The 16,256-nt window shown below is 66.0% G+C and carries 15 protein-coding genes; 1 reads left to right on the top strand and 14 read right to left on the bottom strand.

What is annotated here, in order from left to right; genetic code table 11:
• Window positions 1-5: 5 nt before the first annotated feature.
• From ybeY to SJY41_RS10260, 12 genes are all read right to left on the bottom strand, one after another.
• Window positions 6-521 carry an rRNA maturation RNase YbeY gene (ybeY, locus tag SJY41_RS10315; RefSeq protein WP_380781415.1) on the bottom strand — a complete coding sequence of 172 codons (516 nt, stop codon included), beginning with the start codon at window positions 519-521 and terminating at the stop codon, window positions 6-8.
• A gap of 9 nt (window positions 522-530) precedes the next feature.
• Entirely contained in the window at window positions 531-920 is a 390-nt protein-coding gene (locus tag SJY41_RS10310) for a type II toxin-antitoxin system VapC family toxin (protein ID WP_380784108.1), read from the bottom strand.
• Between the two features lie 2 nt (window positions 921-922).
• The gene (locus SJY41_RS10305; protein ID WP_380781413.1) at window positions 923-1,180 is read right to left on the bottom strand and encodes a type II toxin-antitoxin system VapB family antitoxin; all 258 of its coding nucleotides are present in this window, start codon (window positions 1,178-1,180) and stop codon (window positions 923-925) included.
• Between the two features lie 48 nt (window positions 1,181-1,228).
• Window positions 1,229-2,233, bottom strand: a complete 1,005-nt coding sequence (locus SJY41_RS10300; RefSeq protein ID WP_380781411.1) for a PhoH family protein — start codon at window positions 2,231-2,233, stop codon at window positions 1,229-1,231.
• Between the two features lie 305 nt (window positions 2,234-2,538).
• Window positions 2,539-3,855 carry a tRNA (N6-isopentenyl adenosine(37)-C2)-methylthiotransferase MiaB gene (miaB, locus tag SJY41_RS10295; RefSeq protein ID WP_380781409.1) on the bottom strand — a complete coding sequence of 439 codons (1,317 nt, stop codon included), beginning with the start codon at window positions 3,853-3,855 and terminating at the stop codon, window positions 2,539-2,541.
• 295 nt (window positions 3,856-4,150) lie between these two features.
• On the bottom strand, window positions 4,151-4,825 hold the full coding sequence (locus tag SJY41_RS10290) for a lysophospholipid acyltransferase family protein (RefSeq protein WP_380781407.1): 675 nt from the start codon (window positions 4,823-4,825) through the stop codon (window positions 4,151-4,153).
• A 43-nt stretch (window positions 4,826-4,868) separates the two neighbouring features.
• On the bottom strand, window positions 4,869-5,291 hold the full coding sequence (locus SJY41_RS10285; protein WP_056047123.1) for a Fur family transcriptional regulator: 423 nt from the start codon (window positions 5,289-5,291) through the stop codon (window positions 4,869-4,871).
• A gap of 74 nt (window positions 5,292-5,365) precedes the next feature.
• Window positions 5,366-5,854 (bottom strand): GNAT family N-acetyltransferase, encoded by a 489-nt coding sequence (locus tag SJY41_RS10280; protein WP_380781405.1) that lies wholly within the window; start codon window positions 5,852-5,854, stop codon window positions 5,366-5,368.
• Window positions 5,854-6,471 carry a tRNA (adenosine(37)-N6)-threonylcarbamoyltransferase complex dimerization subunit type 1 TsaB gene (gene tsaB, locus SJY41_RS10275; RefSeq protein ID WP_380781403.1) on the bottom strand — a complete coding sequence of 206 codons (618 nt, stop codon included), beginning with the start codon at window positions 6,469-6,471 and terminating at the stop codon, window positions 5,854-5,856. The genes SJY41_RS10280 and tsaB overlap by 1 nt, the downstream gene beginning before the upstream one ends.
• Window positions 6,472-6,594: 123 nt before the next feature.
• Window positions 6,595-7,185, bottom strand: coding sequence for a malonic semialdehyde reductase (locus SJY41_RS10270; RefSeq protein WP_380781402.1), 591 nt, complete (start codon window positions 7,183-7,185; stop codon window positions 6,595-6,597).
• Window positions 7,185-7,757, bottom strand: coding sequence for a NifU family protein (locus SJY41_RS10265; protein WP_380781400.1), 573 nt, complete (start codon window positions 7,755-7,757; stop codon window positions 7,185-7,187). Before SJY41_RS10265 ends, SJY41_RS10270 begins: the two co-directional genes overlap by 1 nt.
• Window positions 7,758-8,072: 315 nt before the next feature.
• On the bottom strand, window positions 8,073-8,858 hold the full coding sequence (locus SJY41_RS10260; protein ID WP_380781398.1) for an aspartyl/asparaginyl beta-hydroxylase domain-containing protein: 786 nt from the start codon (window positions 8,856-8,858) through the stop codon (window positions 8,073-8,075).
• A gap of 250 nt (window positions 8,859-9,108) precedes the next feature.
• Between SJY41_RS10260 and SJY41_RS10255 the strand changes: the two genes are divergently transcribed.
• Window positions 9,109-12,021, top strand: a complete 2,913-nt coding sequence (locus SJY41_RS10255; protein ID WP_380781396.1) for a M16 family metallopeptidase — start codon at window positions 9,109-9,111, stop codon at window positions 12,019-12,021.
• Between the two features lie 157 nt (window positions 12,022-12,178).
• Here SJY41_RS10255 and SJY41_RS10250 read toward each other — a convergent pair whose 3' ends face one another.
• Window positions 12,179-13,963 carry an AMP-dependent synthetase/ligase gene (locus SJY41_RS10250; protein WP_380781394.1) on the bottom strand — a complete coding sequence of 595 codons (1,785 nt, stop codon included), beginning with the start codon at window positions 13,961-13,963 and terminating at the stop codon, window positions 12,179-12,181.
• 197 nt (window positions 13,964-14,160) lie between these two features.
• The gene (gene ggt / locus SJY41_RS10245; RefSeq protein ID WP_380781392.1) at window positions 14,161-15,909 is read right to left on the bottom strand and encodes a gamma-glutamyltransferase; all 1,749 of its coding nucleotides are present in this window, start codon (window positions 15,907-15,909) and stop codon (window positions 14,161-14,163) included.
• Window positions 15,910-16,256 lie beyond the last annotated feature (347 nt).

Genomic DNA, 16,256 nt, shown 5'->3' with positions numbered 1-16,256 from the left:
GGTCGTCAGTCCTCTGTTATCAGATAAGGGTCGTGGAGGCCGAGCGCCGCGAGCGCGTCGCGTTCGATCTGCTCCATGCCCTCGGCCTCGTCGTCTTCGATGTGATCATAGCCTAGCAGATGCAGCGTGCCGTGCACCATCAGATGCATCGCATGATCCTCGACCGAGATTCCGCGCTCGGCGGCCTCGGCTACGCAGACACCGTGCGCGAGGATGATGTCGCCTAGCAGGACTTCGCCGTCGTCGGAGTTCTGGCTGACGGTGTCGAGCAGGTCCGCCTGGACCATCGGGAAGGACAAGACGTTGGTTGGCTTATCCTTCTGGCGATACTGCTTGTTGAGCGTATGAACCTCGTCGTCCGATGCGAGCCGGATCGAGATTTCGATGGTCGCGGCGCTTTTGATGAGTTCGCCGTGTGGGGTCCGCTCGATCGCAGCTGTCGCTGCGCGCAGGGCGAGTGATTCCCAATCTTGCCCTTTTTCAGGCCACGGAGCGTCGGAGGAGAGCGCGATTTCGAGCATGCAGGTCCTTCAGGCGAGATCGGTCAGGGCGAAATCATTACCCTTGTAGAGAAGTTCCGCACCATGGGTTTTCGCGCAGGCATAGGCGAAACAATCGCCCATGTTCAGCTTCGCGGGGTGGCGGCCCTTGCCGTAAATTTGATAAGCGTCGAGCGCCGTAGATAACTCGCCCTCGCCGATTGCGACAAGGCGAAGAGCCAACACGCGAGCGGTGTTCTCCACTTCACCGCGAGCCACATCGATATCAAACCGATAGGAGCTACGAAGAGCGGACACCGTCTCCCAGCATGACATGGCCGACCACAAGGAATTTCCGTCATGTTCGACACGGGTGATCAAAGCATCGCGCTCCGGTTCACCTACGATCATCGCTACAAGCGCGGAGGCATCGACGAACACGGTCAATCCGGTTCCTCGCCCCATAATTCGTCAAAAAAGGCCTTGTCGGCTTTAAGGCCAGTCGGTTCACCTAGGGGGTGAGCGCTGCGCCATGCGTCCAAGCGCTCGCACATGCTGAGCAGCGGAGTCGACGGCATCAATTCCGCTTTCTGACGACGCAGCAAATTACGAACGACTTCGGTCTTGGTGACACCCAGCCGCGCCGCAAGCTCAGCAGCAAGTTCGGCGGTTTCGTTATCCTTGATGTAGAGAGACGTCATCGTCATGCTCCTGGGATATCCCGGACATACTCCGGGATATCCCAAGCATCAACCATCGGTTCCTTCGTAGGCCTCGACGACGCGGCCGACGATCGGGTGACGGACGACGTCCCCGACAGTGAAGCGGCACATCGAGATGCTCTCGACGCCTTCGAGCCGCCGGACGGCATCTGCCAAGCCGGACGCCGCGACACCACCTGGGATGTCGACCTGCTTCGGATCGCCGCAGATCACCATGCGGCTGTTCTGACCGAATCGAGTGAGGAACATCTTCATCTGCGCGGGCGTGGTGTTCTGCGCTTCGTCGAGGATGACGAACGCGTCGGCGAGCGTGCGGCCGCGCATGAAGGCGATCGGAGCGACCTCGATCTCGCCGCTGGCGATGCGACGTTCGACCTGTTCCGCAGGAAGGCAGTCGTAGAGTGCGTCGTAGAGCGGGCGGAGATACGGATCGACCTTCTCTTTCATATCCCCGGGTAGGAAACCGAGGCGTTCGCCGGCTTCGACCGCGGGACGTGAGAGGATCAGGCGCTGGACGCTACCGGTGATGAGCTGCTGCACGGCCTGTGCGACCGCGACGTAGGTCTTGCCGGTACCTGCTGGTCCAAGCGCAAAGATCATGTCGTTGTTGGCGAGTTCGCGCATGTAGTGCGCCTGCGCCGGCGTCCGCGGCACGATCGTCTTCTTGCGTGTGCGGATCATAATCGGTGGGGCGCCGCCGCCGCCAGCGTCTGCACGGATGATGCCGGCAAGCACTGGCTCGTCCGCCATCGCGATCGAGGCATCGACGAGGCCGGTGTCGACGTCCTCGCCACGCTGGATGCGGGCGTAGAGATCGTGGAGCACGTCGCGGGCGATCGCGACCTGTTCAGCGGTGCCCTCCAGGCCGATCTTGTTCCCTCGCGCGGTAATGTAGACGCCGAGGCGATTTTCGAGCGCGACCAGATTCTGATCGTACTGGCCGAACAGCCGGACGAGCAATTGGGGCTTGTCGAACAGAAGCTCGACGCGGGCGCGGTCACCGGACTGGGCGGGAACGGGTTTACGGCTCATGCGGTCCTTTCGGGGGCAGGCTTTTGAAAAAGAAGGTTAGGCCGGATCAGGCCAACGCACAGTGCGATCGAGGTGGCGTCGGACTGAAGATGAGAACGCCAAGCGACGCGTTCAAGCCGCGCCGGAGCACTGGCCGAGAGATGAATCGAGTCGCGTGGGCGAAGCTGCATCGGGTGCGAGTGTGGCAGGCGATCGGGGTGTAGAACAGCGAAATCGCGAGAGTTCGAACGAAGGTTCGCTCGCGTTGCCATAGCGCCTTTGGGCACCTTCTGATCCTCCTCCTTGCCGGGAGGATCAGAAGGGGTTCAGGCGGCTTCGCGCACGCGGTCGATGCCGGTAAGCGAGTTGGGGCCAGCCGCTCCTAGCGTCACGTCGACGAGGTCGCCGATCGCGTGGTCGCCGATCAGGTGGACCGATTGTAGCCACGGGGATTTGCCGATCAGCTGGCCGGGAAGCTTCCCCGCGCGCTCCAGCAGAACGGTGCACTGACGTCCGACGGTGGCGGCGTTGAAGGCGTGCTGGTCGCGGTTGAGGGCGGCCTGGAGGCGCTGGAGGCGTTCGTCCATCACGGTCTCCGGGACCTGCTCGACGATCGAGGCGGCGGGGGTGCCGGGGCGGGGGCTGTATTTGAAGCTGTAGGCCTGTGCGTAGCCGACCGCGTCGACCAGGCTCAGCGTGTCCGCGAACTCGGCGTCGGTTTCGCCGGGGAAGCCGACGATGAAGTCGCCCGAGAGTGCGATGTCGGGGCGGACTGCGCGGACGCGGTCTAGGAGGCGGAGGTAGGAGTCACGGGTGTGGCTGCGGTTCATTGCCTTGAGAACGCGGTCGCTGCCGGCCTGGACGGGCAGATGGAGGAACGGCATCAGAGTCTCGATGTCGCGGTGTGCGTCGATCAGGCCTTGGGTCATGTCGTTGGGGTGGCTGGTGGTGTAGCGGATCCGCGCGAGACCGGGGATGCCGTCGAGGTCGCGTATCAGGTCGTGCAGGCCGCGCTCATTCTCCGACCACGCGTTGACGTTCTGGCCCAGCAGCGTGATCTCTCGCGCGCCGGCGTCGACAAGCGCCTTGGCTTCGTCGACGATCGCGGCGAACGGCCGGCTGATCTCTGCGCCCCGCGTGTAGGGGACGACGCAGTAGGTGCAGAACTTGTCGCAGCCTTCCTGGACGGTGAGGAACGCCGAGGGGGCGACCTTCCGACGCGCGGGGAGCGCGCCGAACTTCGACAGCAGCGGCATGTCGGTGTCGAGCGACGGTGTGCCGGCGGCGGCCTTGGCGACGAGATCGGGCAGGTTGTGATAGGCTTGCGGGCCTACGACGATGTCCACCTTGGCGCGGGTGAAGATCTCTTCGCCCTCGGCCTGCGCGACGCAGCCGGCGACCGCGATCATCGGCGTCTTGCCGGATTTGCGGCGTTGGTCCTTCCGCAGGCGGCCGATGTCCGAATAGACCTTTTCGGTGGCGCGTTCGCGGATGTGGCAGGTGTTGAGGACGACGACGTCGGCGTCGATAGCGTCGGCCTGGGTGAGGCCTTGGGCGGCCATGAGCTCGGCCATGCGCTCGCCGTCGTAGACGTTCATCTGGCAGCCGAAGGATTTGACGTGGAAGGTTTTGGGGGCAGACATGCGGGGGCGTGTAGCGGATTTGAGGGCTTGGGGGGAGGGGGCGTTGTCAGGTTGGTAGAGCGTGGAAGGGCGCTTGGCGATTTGCACCACCCCGGCGGAGGCCGGGGTCCAGTTGGGGGACGTTGCTGACTAAGGTCTGCGCCCCGTTACATAGACCTTTTCAACTGGGCCCCGGCCTTCGCCGGGGTGGCGGCTGAGATTAGGGATAGGTAGGAGCTTCCCTCCCTTGTTCTCCCGCGAAGGCGGGAGTCCAGACTGGGCCCCCGCCTTCGCGGGGGAACACTTTGCGTTCGGGCTACAGCGCTTCCATGCGGCGGCGGGCTTCTGCGGCTATGGCTTTACGGTCGCCGTAGTCTGCGGGGTCGAAGGGTTCGGCGAAGTGCAGCGTCGCGACGAATGTGCCTCGCCGCTTCAAAACGCGGGCGGCGTGGTGTTGGCCGGGCTCGTCGCCGACCCAGGCGAGTTCGTCGGTGGCCGCGCCATAGTCGATGCGGACCGGTTGGACCTTCACACCGGGTGGGGGCGGGTCGAGGGCTGCCAGCAACGCGGCTTTGAAGGGAAGGAGGGTGGTGCCGTCTCCGGTCGTGCCCTCGGGGAACAGGGTGACGGGCCAGTCGGCCGCCAACGCGTCGCGGATCTGGGCGATCTGGGCGGTGACCGCCATACGGTCCGCACGCGAGACGAAGATGGTGCGGTTTAGCGTGCAGAGCCAGCCGACCAGCGGTGCGCTGCGAAGTTCGGATTTTGCTACGAACGCGGTGCCGGTCGCCCCCGACAGGAGGAGGATGTCGATCCAGCTCAGATGGTTCGAGACGAAGACCACGTCGTGGCGAAGCGGGGTACCGGCGACATGCGCCTTGGCGCCGACGATCCGCGCGACCAACCCGAGAAAGCGAGGCGGCCACGGCGACTTGCGCCCCACCAGCCGCCACATACCATGCAACGGCAGCGCCAAGACTAACGCCAGCAACAGCGCCGCCAACCGCGCGCCAAGGCGGATCCGGCCGATCGTGTCAGTCCTTGCGGGTGAGGGCGACGCCGTAGAGTTCCATGCGGTGATCGACCAGCCGGAAGCCCAGTTTCTCCGCGATTGCCTTCTGCAACTGCTCGAGTTCGGGATCGACGAATTCAATGACCTTGCCGCTCTCAACGTCGATCAGGTGATCGTGATGCGCCTCGGGTGCAGGCTCGTAGCGGGCGCGGCCGTCGCCGAAATCGTGGCGGTCGAGGATGCCGGCTTCTTCGAACAATCGCACGGTGCGGTACACCGTCGCGATCGAGATGCCAGGGTCGATCTGCGACGCGCGCTCATAGACCTTTTCGACGTCGGGATGGTCGTCAGCCTCGGACAGCACGCGTGCGATGACGCGGCGCTGCTCGGTAATGCGCAGGCCCTTCTCGTTGCAGAGTGCTTCCAGATCGATCTTGCGCGGCATGGTTCATTCCCTCGTTGCACCCCATGTAGGACGTTCGCGCTGTTGCGAAAAGGGATAGTGACTCGCAATAAGCCTTAAGCGTTGATAACTTTCGAATAGGTATGTGCGTCAAACGCGACGCCGGTCTTGCCGCGGTAGTACGCGCGGCGCTCGCCGACCTTGATGAAGCCGTGCGCGCCGTACATCTTGACCGCGTCGTTGCCGGCGCGGACCTCGAGATGGAGTTTCGCGATGTTGCCGACCGAGCAGTCGGCAATTGCCGCGCGGATCAGCGCCGTGCCAACGCCGCGGCGGCGATAGTCTGGCGCGACCGCGATCAACAGCAGTTCAGCTTCGTCGGCGACCGACCGGGTCATCGTGAAACCGGCGGGGAAGTCGTCGACGAACGCGATCGTGAGGTGGACGCCGGTCAGTGCGAGCACGCCGAGGCACTGGCTGCGCGTCCACGCCTCGCCGTAGCGCGGGTCGAACGCCTCGGTCATCAGCGCGTCGACGATCGCGAGATCGCGCGCGTCGCCGGTGCGGAGCGTGACGGTTCGGGTGGCAGCCTGGCGCGTCGCCATTATTTGGGGACCGAGGGTTTGGCGTCGGGTGCGCGGCCGTAGATCGGGCTTGGCGCAAGCGCGATCAGCGCTGCTGGCAACAGGATCGCGGAGGCCGCATCCGGAAGCGCTTCGGTGAGGTCCAAACTGTCGTCGAGCGCGGCAAGCCAGTGGACGCCGTTGCCGACTGCCCGCCGTCCTGCCAGCGCGGCGAACGCTGCGTCGGGCTTCAGCGATACCGTGTCGGACCGCGGCGACAGATCGGCGGAGAACGCTTGCATGAAGACCTCGCCATGCCCGCCTTCCATGATCACCGCAATATCGTCGGTTAAGCGGTCGGCGAAACCGGCGGCGGCGATAAGCGGAAGCGAGGAAAAGCCGGCGATCTCCGCGCCCCAACCGAGCGCGAGCCCGCGGGCGGCGGCGATCCCGACACGGACACCGGTGAAGCTGCCCGGGCCGCAACCGACCAGGATGCGGTCGGCGCGGCCACCTTCCGGGAGTTCGGCGATCATCGGGATGAGGCGCTCGGCATGGCCGCGGCCGACGACTTCATGCGCGCGGGCGATGATGGCGTCGGACTCGATCAGGGCGACCGAGCACGCGGTGGTGGATGTCTCGATTACTAACGTGCGCATTACTTCTTACCCTCTCCCCTCAGGGGAGAGGGTAGGGTGAGGGGCGCCGCGAGCGCTGTCCTCCCCAACGGCCCCTCACCCCAGCCCTCTCCCCGCAGGGGAGAGGGAGCAGGTCCCTCCCAGTTACGCGATGCTGTTGAACTTCGCGAAGTCGGGGCGGGGCGAGCGGGCGAAGATCGTCGCGGGGTCGCCGTGGCCGAGCGTCGAGATGAAGTTGGTCCGCACCGCCGGCGTGTCGGTAAAGAACGCCGCATCGACCTTGCCCGCGTCGAAGCCCGACATCGGCCCGGTATCGAGCCCGAGCATCCGCGCAGCGATGATGAAATACGCGCCCTGCAGCGTCGAGTTGCGGAAGGCCGATGCCTCGCGCAGTTCGGCATTGCCGTCGAACCACGATTTCGCATCGGCGTGCGGGAACAGCTCGGGCAAATGCTCGTGGAAATTGGTGTCCATGCCGATGATCACCGACACGGGGGCGTTGAGAATCTTCGGCTGGTTCTGCGCGCTGCACGCATCCGCCAGCTTCTGCTTGGCTTCGTCGCTAGTCACCCAGATCAGGCGCGCGGGAAGCTGGTTGGCCGACGTCGGGCCCCACTTCATCAGTTCCCAGATCGCGTGCAGTTCGGATTCGGCGACGGGCTGATCGGTGTAGCCGTTATAGCTGCGGGCGTCGCGAAAGACCGCGTCGAGGACGGTGTCGTCGAGTTTCGGCATCAAACGGCTCTCACTTCGGTGACTTCAGGGACGTAGTATTTCAGGAGCTGCTCGATGCCGTTCTTCAGCGTGGCGCTCGATGACGGACAGCCGGCGCAGGCGCCCTGCAACTGGAGGAACACCTTGCCCTTGTCGAAGCCGCGATAGACGATGTCGCCGCCGTCGTTCGCGACCGCAGGGCGGACGCGCGTGTCGATGAGTTCGCGGATCTGCGCGACGATGTCCGCATCAGCCGGATCGTCGGTGAGGATCGCTTCTTCGCTGGGGACGGAGAAGCCTGCGCTCGCCGGGCGAAACAGCGGCATCGCGGCGGAGAAGTGATCGAGCAGGATCGCGAGCACGTCGGGCTTGAGGTCCGACCAGGCGGTGCCGGGCGCGGCGGTGACCGAGACGAAATCGCGGCCGAAGAACACGCCGGTGACGTCGCCCAGCCCGAAGATCGCGTCGGCGAGCGAACTCGCTTCGGCTTCCTCGGGGGTAGCGAAGTCGCGCGTACCGGCTTCCATGACGGTGCGTCCCGGCAGGAACTTCAGCGTCGACGGGTTGGGGGTGGATTCCGTTTCGATGAGCATATGCGCCATGTGGCCCCGCGGGGGCGGGGGATCAAGCGTGGAACGGGAAACGGTTTCTTTCTGGGGGTGTGGGGCGGGGTCTTTTGGGGAGAACATGCTTGGCACGCGATGGCATGAGATCCCCTCGCCCAGTCTCGTTAACGCCGCTCGTCTCTTGCCGTCACCCCAGCGAAAGCTGGGGTATCCTCGTCGGGAAGCGGGTGGCTCGAACCGGGATACCCCAGCTTTCGCTGGGGTGACGGCGATTGGGTTGGATCGAGTGGGGTTGGGTTGGGTTGGTTGGTTGAGTTTGGATCGGTTTGGGTAAGTGAAGTATCAAACGTCCAGCTGTTTCACCGCAGCGTTCCAACTGCCGATGTTGCGGACCGCGTCCTGGACGAAGGCGGAGCGGCGGACGACGCCTAGGAACAGGTCGGCAATCCACTTGCCCGGATTGCGCAGGGGGCGTTCGAACTGGATCAGCAACACCACCCGCGTACCGGTCGTGTCGTTCCAGACCTCGTGCTGATAGGTGTCGTCGAACACCAGTGTTTCGCCTTCCGCCCAGCGGACGGTGCGGTCGTGGACGCGCATGCGGACGTCGCCATCGCGGGGCACGATCAGGCCGAGATGACAGGTGATCAGGCCCTTGGTCACCCCGCGGTGTTCGGGGATGTGGGTGCCCGGCGCGAGGATCGAGAAGAACGCGCTGTTGAGACCGGGGATGCGCGCGACGGCGGCGGCCGTGTGCGGACAGCGGGCTAGGCTCTCGTCGATCGGATAGCCGTAGCCGTAGAGGAAGAACGAGCGCCATTTGTCGATCTCGGCGATCGAGCGGTGATCGGGCGAGATCGTCGCCAGGCTGGGCGAGGCTTCGCCTTGCAGCGCGACGCGGACGGCCTCGTCGCGGATAGCGGTCCAGTTCTCCCGCAGCACCGCGGTCCAGGCGAAGTCGCGGACGTCGAGGACCGGGTCGTTCGCGACCAGCGAGGACGAGGCGATCATCCGGTCGAACACACCGCGTAAGTGCTTGCCGACGCGGATGATCAGCGGGCGGTTGGCTTCGGCGACCATCGGCGCGCCCGGCTTGGGGGCGCCGGAGATGATTTTGAGATCGGGCATTCGAGCAGTGCGGCGCGCGACCGGCTCGCCCAAATCCCGCCACAATGACGACGCCCCTAATGAAGATTGGCCCAGTTCGGCTTCGACCGTCATCTCTACCCTGTATCCCGGCGCCTCGCGGCACCGATCTCCTTGTTCGGTCACGACATACCGCCGGTGTTGGACGAAATGATGGCATCCGCGCGCATGTCGAGGCGCATCGTCGAGGGTGGCGCTGGCGATGCGCCCGCGGGGGCGCTACAGGTGAGACATGGTGTCCTTTTCGCGCTTGTATCGCGCTCCCGTCCTCCTCCCCGTCATCCTCGGCCTCGCGATCCCCGCGAGCGGGCAGATGGCGACGCAGCAGGCCGCGTCCACTCCCGCCAGGGAAGCGCCGACGCTTCCCGAGCTTAGGGGGATCGACACGACTGCGTGGCTCTACAAGGGCAGCGATCTCACTCGCGATCCGGCATGGAAGTTCGGGACGTTGCCGAACGGCATGCGGTTCGCGGTGCGCAAGAACGGCGTCCCCCCCGGCCAGGTTTCGGTGCGGGTGCGGATCGATGCGGGATCGCTGAACGAGACTGACAGCGAGCAGGGCTTCGCGCATTTCATCGAGCATCTCTCGTTCCGTGGCTCCGAATACGTGCCGGACGGCGAAGCGAAGCGGGTGTGGCAGCGGTTTGGCGCGACCTTCGGTTCGGACACCAACGCGCAGACGACGCCGACCTCGACCACGTTCAAGCTCGATCTTCCGTCGGCAACCGAGTCGGGCCTCGACGAGAGCCTGAAGATCATGTCCGGCATGATGGAGAAGCCGACGATCACGGACGTGTCGGTGGCCGCCGAACGCCCGATCGTGCTGGCGGAACAGCGCGAGCAGCCGGGCCCGCAGGTGCGGTTCGGTGATGCGATCCGCGCGACGTTCTTCGCCGGGCAGCCGCTCGCGGATCGCTCGCCGATCGGCAATATCAAGACGCTGGAGGCGGCAACCGGCGCGACCGTGAAGGCGTTCCACGATCGCTGGTATCGACCGGAGAACACCGTCGTCATCATCTCGGGCGACATGGATCCGGCGTTGTTCGGGCGGCTGATCGTCAAGAACTTCGCCGACTGGAAGGGCATCGGACCGTTCACGCCGGCCCCCAGCTTCGGCAAGCCCGATCCGAAGGCGCTGGTCTCCGCGACGATCGCCGAGCCGGCAATTCCGGCGGTGGTGACGCTCGGCGTGGTGCGGCCCTGGGAGTATAAGGACGACACCGCGATCATGAACCAGGAGCGGCTGGTCGACGTGCTGGCGACGCGGCTGATCAGCCGACGTCTGGAGACGCGGGCCCGGGCGGGCGGCAGCTACCTGCAGGCAGGCGTGTCGATCGATGATGTGTCGCGCTCGGCGAACCTGACCAGCGTCAATATCGTGCCGATCGGCACCGACTGGGAGGCGGCGTTGAAGGACGTCCGCGCGGTCATCGCCGACGCGCAGACCAACGCGCCGAGCCAGGCCGAGGTCGACCGCGAATATGCCGATTTCGACACGATCATGCGGACCAGCGTCGAGACCGCGCGGGTCGAGGCGGGGTCGAAGCAGGCGGACGACATGGTCGGCGCGCTCGATATTCGCGAGACGGTGGCCGGGCCCGAGACGTCGTACAAGATTTTGCAGGACGCCAAGGCGAAGGGCATGTTCACGCCTGCCACGCTGCTCGCGTCGAGCAAGGCGATCTTCGAAGGTACCGCCACGCGCGCTCTCGTGAATACGCAGACGCCTGACGCAGGCGCTGCGGCCAAACTGGCTACCGCATTGAAGGCGGACGTGTCGGGTCTAGCCGGCAAGCGTCGGGCGCAGGCGGCGGTCGATTTCTCGAAGCTGCCGTCGCTCGGCAAGCCGGGCGTCGTTGCGAGTCGCGAGAAGATCACCGCGTTCGACATGGAGCAGGTGAACTTCGCCAACGGCACGCGTGTGCTGCTGTTCCCGAACGCAGGCGAGACCGGGCGCGTGTACGTGCGCGTGCGGTTCGGGGGCGGCTATACCGCGATCCCGTCGAACCGGGCGACGCCGGCTTGGGCTGGCGACCTCGCGCTGGTCGCGGGGGGGATCGGCAAGCTCGACCAGGGCGATCTCGACCAGTTGACCGCGGGTCGGCGGATCGGGCTCGACTTCGGGATCGACGACGATGCGTTCACGCTGAGCGCGATAACGTCGCCGGCGGATTATGCGGATCAGTTGCGGCTGATGGCGGCCAAGCTTGCGTTCCCGGCGTGGGATCCAGCGCCGGTCGCGCGCGCACGTGTTGCGGCATTGGCGGGGTTCGCGGGATATGACTCGTCCCCCGACGGCGTGTTGTCGCGCGACCTCGAAGGCTTGCTGCGCGCGGGTGATCCGCGTTGGGGGACGCCGTCGAAGCCAACCGTCGAGGCGCTGAACGCCAAGGACTTCCGCGCGTTCTGGGAGCCGATCTTGAAGACCGGGCCAATCGAAGTCTCGATCTTCGGCGACGTGAAGACCGAGGATGCGATTGCTGCGGTCGGCAAGACGTTCGGGACGATGAGGCCGCGGACGGCGGTGTCGACGGTAGGGGCGCCGGTCGGCTTCCCCGCGCATAATGCAACGCCAGTGATGCGCGCGCATACCGGCCCCGAGAACCAGGCGGCAGCGGTGATCGCGTGGCCGACTGGCGGGGGGATCGACAACATCGTCGAGGCGCGGCGTCTCGACGTGCTGGCGCAGGTGTTCAGCGATCGGCTGTTCGAGCGGCTGCGGCAGGCGGCGGGTGCGAGCTACAGCCCGAACGTGTCGAGCCAGTGGCCGGTCGGGATGACCACCGGCGGCCGGATGGTCGCGATCGGGCAGGTGGCGCCGGAGAAGGTGTCGTTCTTCTTCCAGATCGCGCGCCAGATCGCGTCGGAACTGGTGTCGACGCCGATCGCGGCGGACGAGCTGGACCGGATCAAGAAGCCGATGGGGCAGTATATCCTGCGTGCCTCGACCGGGAACCAGTTCTGGTTGCAGCAGCTGGGCGGGGCGACGTTCGATCCGCGGCGGATCGCGGCGACGCAGCGGATTGCTTCGGACTTGGTGGCCACCACGCCGGTCGAGTTGCAGGCGACGGCGGCGAAGTACCTGCGGCCGGAGAAGGACTGGACGATGGCCGTGGTGCCGGCTGCGACGCCTGCGAAGAAGTGAGGTTCTAAGTCCTTCTCCCCGCCGGGGAGAGGGAGGGAGGCGCCGTTCGGCGACGGAAGGGTAAGGGGAGTTGGCGGAGGCTTTGCGAGCCTCACGCCCCTCACCCTCCCACGCGCAAGGGCGCGCGGGCCCCTCCCTCTCCCCGGAGGGGAGAGGGTTATTTGTAGAGGCTGTCCAGCCGCTCGCCGTACGTCTGTTTCAACACATGCCTCCGGATCTTCAGGCTTGGCGTCAGCTGCTCGTTCTCGATCGTGAACGGGCCGTCCGCCAGCACGAAGCGGCGAATGCGCTCCGTCACCGTCAGGTCCTTGTTCACGCGCTCGATTGCGGCGCCCAGCGCGGTGCGGAACTCGCTGTTCTCCGCCAGACGCGCGAAGCTGCACGCGTCGCCGTTCTTCGCGCACCATTCCTGCGTCCATTCCGGATCGGGCACGACCAGCGCGACCATGTACGGCCGCCGATCGCCGACGATCATAGCCTGCGCGATCTCGGGCTGGAGCGTGAGCATCCCCTCGACCTTTTGCGGGGCGACGTTCTCGCCCTTGTCGTTGATGATCAGGTCTTTCTTGCGATCGGTGATGCGGATCCGGCCGCGCTCGTCGATCTCGCCGATATCGCCGGTGTGGAGCCAGCCGTCCTTCAGAACCTTCGAGGTCTCGGCGTCGTTGCGCCAATAGCCGTGCATGACGAGTTCGCCGCGCACCAGGATCTCGCCGTCCTCGGCGATCCGGACCTCGGTGTCGTTGAGCGCCGGGCCGACCGAGTCCATCCGGACACCAGCCGATGGGCGATTGCACGAGATGACGGGGGCGGCTTCGGTCTGGCCATAGCCCTGCAGGAAGGTGAGGCCGAGTGCCTCGAAGAAGAGCCCGACCTCGGGATTGAGCGGTGCGCCGCCCGAGATCATCGCTTTCAGCCGGCCGCCGAACTTCTTCGAAATCTTGGGTTTGAACATGGTCGCGACCACCGCTTGCATCGGTCGGTCGATCAGGCGGAGACGGCCGGCGTAGCGCTTGCCGCCGATATCCAATGCTTGGCGCAGCAGATACGCCGACGCGCCGCCCTGTTTCTCGATCGTCTTCGAAATGCGCGTGCGGAGGACTTCGAACAGGCGGGGGACGACGAACATGATCGTAGGCCGCGTCTCCTCGATGTTGGCGGCGAGCTTTTCGAGGCCTTCGGCGTAATAGATCTGGCCACCGAGCGAGATCGGAAAATGCTGGCCGCCGGTGTGTTCGTAGGCGTGGCTTAAGGGCAGGAACGACAGGAAGACCTCGTCGTCCCAACCGAAATCCTCCGAGATGACCGAGGCGCAGCCGGCGCAATTGTGGAGGATCGCGCCGTGGTGCTGCATCACGCCGCGTGGCGCGCCGCCGGTGCCCGAGGTGTAGATGATGCAGGCGGGGTCTTCGCGGGTGAAGTCGGCGCGGGCGGCGGCGGTTTCGGGCGCGGTCTGGTGCGCGGCGACCAGGGTATGCCAGTTGTGGAAGTCGATTCCGGCGGGGACCTTCATGTCCTCCAGGCCGATCACGGTCTGCGCCTGGTTCGAGCGGATCACCGCGGGGAGGAGGGTTTTCGCCAGTTTCGCGGTCGAGACGATGATCGCGCAGGCGCCGGCATTCTCGATGATGTGGAGGTGATCGCGTTCGGTGTTGGTGACGTAGGTCGGCACGGTGATGCACCCCGCCGCCATGATCGCGAGGTCGCTGAGGCACCATTCGGGACGGTTCTCGGCGACCAGCATGACGCGGTCGCCGCGCTTGAGGCCGATCGCGGTTAGAGCGGTGGCTAGAGCAGCGACCTGACGGGCGGCTTCGGCCCAACTGGTGGCGGTCCAGGCGCCGCTCGCTTTGGTCCAGAGAAACGGTGCGTCGCCCTTCTCGGCGGCGCGCGCGAAGAACATCGTGACGAGGTTCGGGAATTGTTCGAGCTGGCGGGGCATTTTCTCTCCTGACGCGCTCTGCGAGCTTGCTGGCCTTGGTGGGACTGCTCGTTTGTTGGCGTGGTATAGCCGTTCCAAACCGCGTCGTCATTCCCGCGGAGGCGGGAACCCATACTGGCTGACTTGGCGGAAAGTTCGCCGACGCCTGAGCATATGGATCCCCGCCTGCGCGGGGATGACGGAGGGTCAGACGGGTGTCACTCGGGCGCGCGCTGGAGGGCGCCGACACGCTGGATTTGGGTGACGGTGCCGTCTTGACTGATTGCTACGCCCTCGCTGCGGGGATCCGCCGCGCCTACCCATTTGCCGCCGACGCGCTCGATCGCGTTCGCCTTCAAACCCAGCGCGGCGATCTGCACGGTCTCTCCCAACGCCTGCAATGCGGGAACCATGGCTTCGCGCTCGGTACCCTTTTCCGCCGCCGCCACGTGGCCCGGCGCATACAGGAGTCCGAGCGCGATCGAGTCCTGCGCCGACAGCTTCCAGTCCAACACGCCGACGATCGCCTTGGCCACCTGCGCGATGATCGTCGAGCCACCGGCAGCGCCGACCGCCAGCCGGACCTTGCCGTCGGAGCCGTAGACGATCGTCGGGCTCATCGAGCTGCGCGGCCGCTTGCCGCCCTCGACGCGGTTGGCGACGAGGTTGCCGTCCTGTTCGGGGACGATATCGAAATCGGTGAGCTGGTTGTTCAGGACGGTGCCGTCGACGGTCAGTCCGGAGCCGAAATACCCCTCGACCGTCGTGGTCACCTCGACGACGTTGCCGCGGGCGTCGACGGTCGCGATGTCGGTGGTGCCGGCGACTTCGCTGACCGGCGCGCGCGTGCGGGCGGGAGCGCCGGGGGGCGAGCCGGCGGAGACGTCCGCCATCGTCGTGGTGGGGGAGATCAGCGCGGAGCGCGACGCGAGATATTTGGCGTCGAGCATGCCAGTCACGGGCACACGAATGAAATCAGGATCGCCGACGTACAGGTTGCGATCGGCATAGGCGAGGCGCGAGGACTCGGCGAACAGATGCCAGGCCTTCGCACTGCCCTTCCCGAGCCCCGCCATGTCGAAGCGTTCGAGCTGCTTCAGGATCATCAGCACGGTGATGCCGCCGGACGAGGGCGGGCCCATCCCGCACACACGGTAGACGCGGTATTTGATGCACACCGGCGGCCGCGACTTTGCGTCGTAGCTGGCGAGATCGCCGAGCGTCATCTTCGACGGGTTGCGCGCGGCGGTGTTGACCGCGGCGACGATCTTCTGCGCCTCGGGGCCGACGTAGAAGCTGTCGGGGCCTTGGGTGGCGATGCGTTGGAGGAGGGCGGCTTGCTCAGGGTTCTTGATCGTCGCGCCGATCGCAACCGGCGAGCCGTCGGGGGCGGAGAAGAGCTTTCGCGTCTCGGGCGTGATGTGGTCGCCATAGGCCTTCATGCCGTTGACGAGACGCGGGGAGGCCTGGAAGCCGTTGGTTGCGAGGCGGATCGCGGGGGCGAACAGTTGCGCCCAGGGGAGCTTGCCCGAGGTGCGGTGCGCGAGCGCCATGCCGCGGAGTGCGCCGGGGATGCCGACGCTGCGACCGCCGGGGACCGCGTCCTCGTGGGAAAGCGGCTGACCGTCGGCGCCGTAGAACCATCGCCCGGTCGCCGCCGCCGGCGCGGTTTCGCGCGCGTCGATCGTACTGAGCGCGCCGCCTGCCGCGTGACTGATCCAGAAACTGCCGCCACCGATTCCCGAGCTTTGCGGCTCGACGACGTTGAGCGCGAGCATCGTGGCGATCGCGGCGTCGGTGGCACTGCCGCCGGCGCGGAGGATCTCGACGCCGGCGGCGGCGGCGCGTGGGTCGGCCGCGCTGACCATGCCCTGGTCTTTCGCCGGGGCGGGTGCCGGGGCCGGCTGGCGCGCCTCTGCGGCGGCGGTTGGGACGAGGAGGGCGAGCGCTAGGAGAGAAGTCTTCATCGCAGGGGAGCCTAGCGCGGTTCGGGTATGAGGCAAGGCGTTAACCGGATGCGTGCTGGCGAGTTCGGTGGTCGGCTCGTTGACGAATGCCGAGACCTCGACGCCGGTTTGTCGCCCGCCAACTCCGCTAGCTTCCCAACTCCGTTAGCTGCCCAACTCAGGCGTTCGCCCAATTCCGTCGCTCTCCATTCCGTCATACCTCCCCAACTCCTTCGCCCCCCGCCCCACGTCGTCGCCCCAGCGGACGCTGGGGTATTCTCGTTTGACGAGCGACGATCGTCTTACCGGGAGATCCCAGCTTTCGCTGGGATGACGGATTTGGCGTGGGGGCGTGGGGGCGAGGGGGC

Origin of the sequence: Sphingomonas sp. R86520, from assembly GCF_042466285.1 — a bacterium.
In the GTDB taxonomy this organism is placed as follows: domain Bacteria; phylum Pseudomonadota; class Alphaproteobacteria; order Sphingomonadales; family Sphingomonadaceae; genus Sphingomonas.
This window is presented reverse-complemented; position numbering and strand designations above follow the sequence as displayed.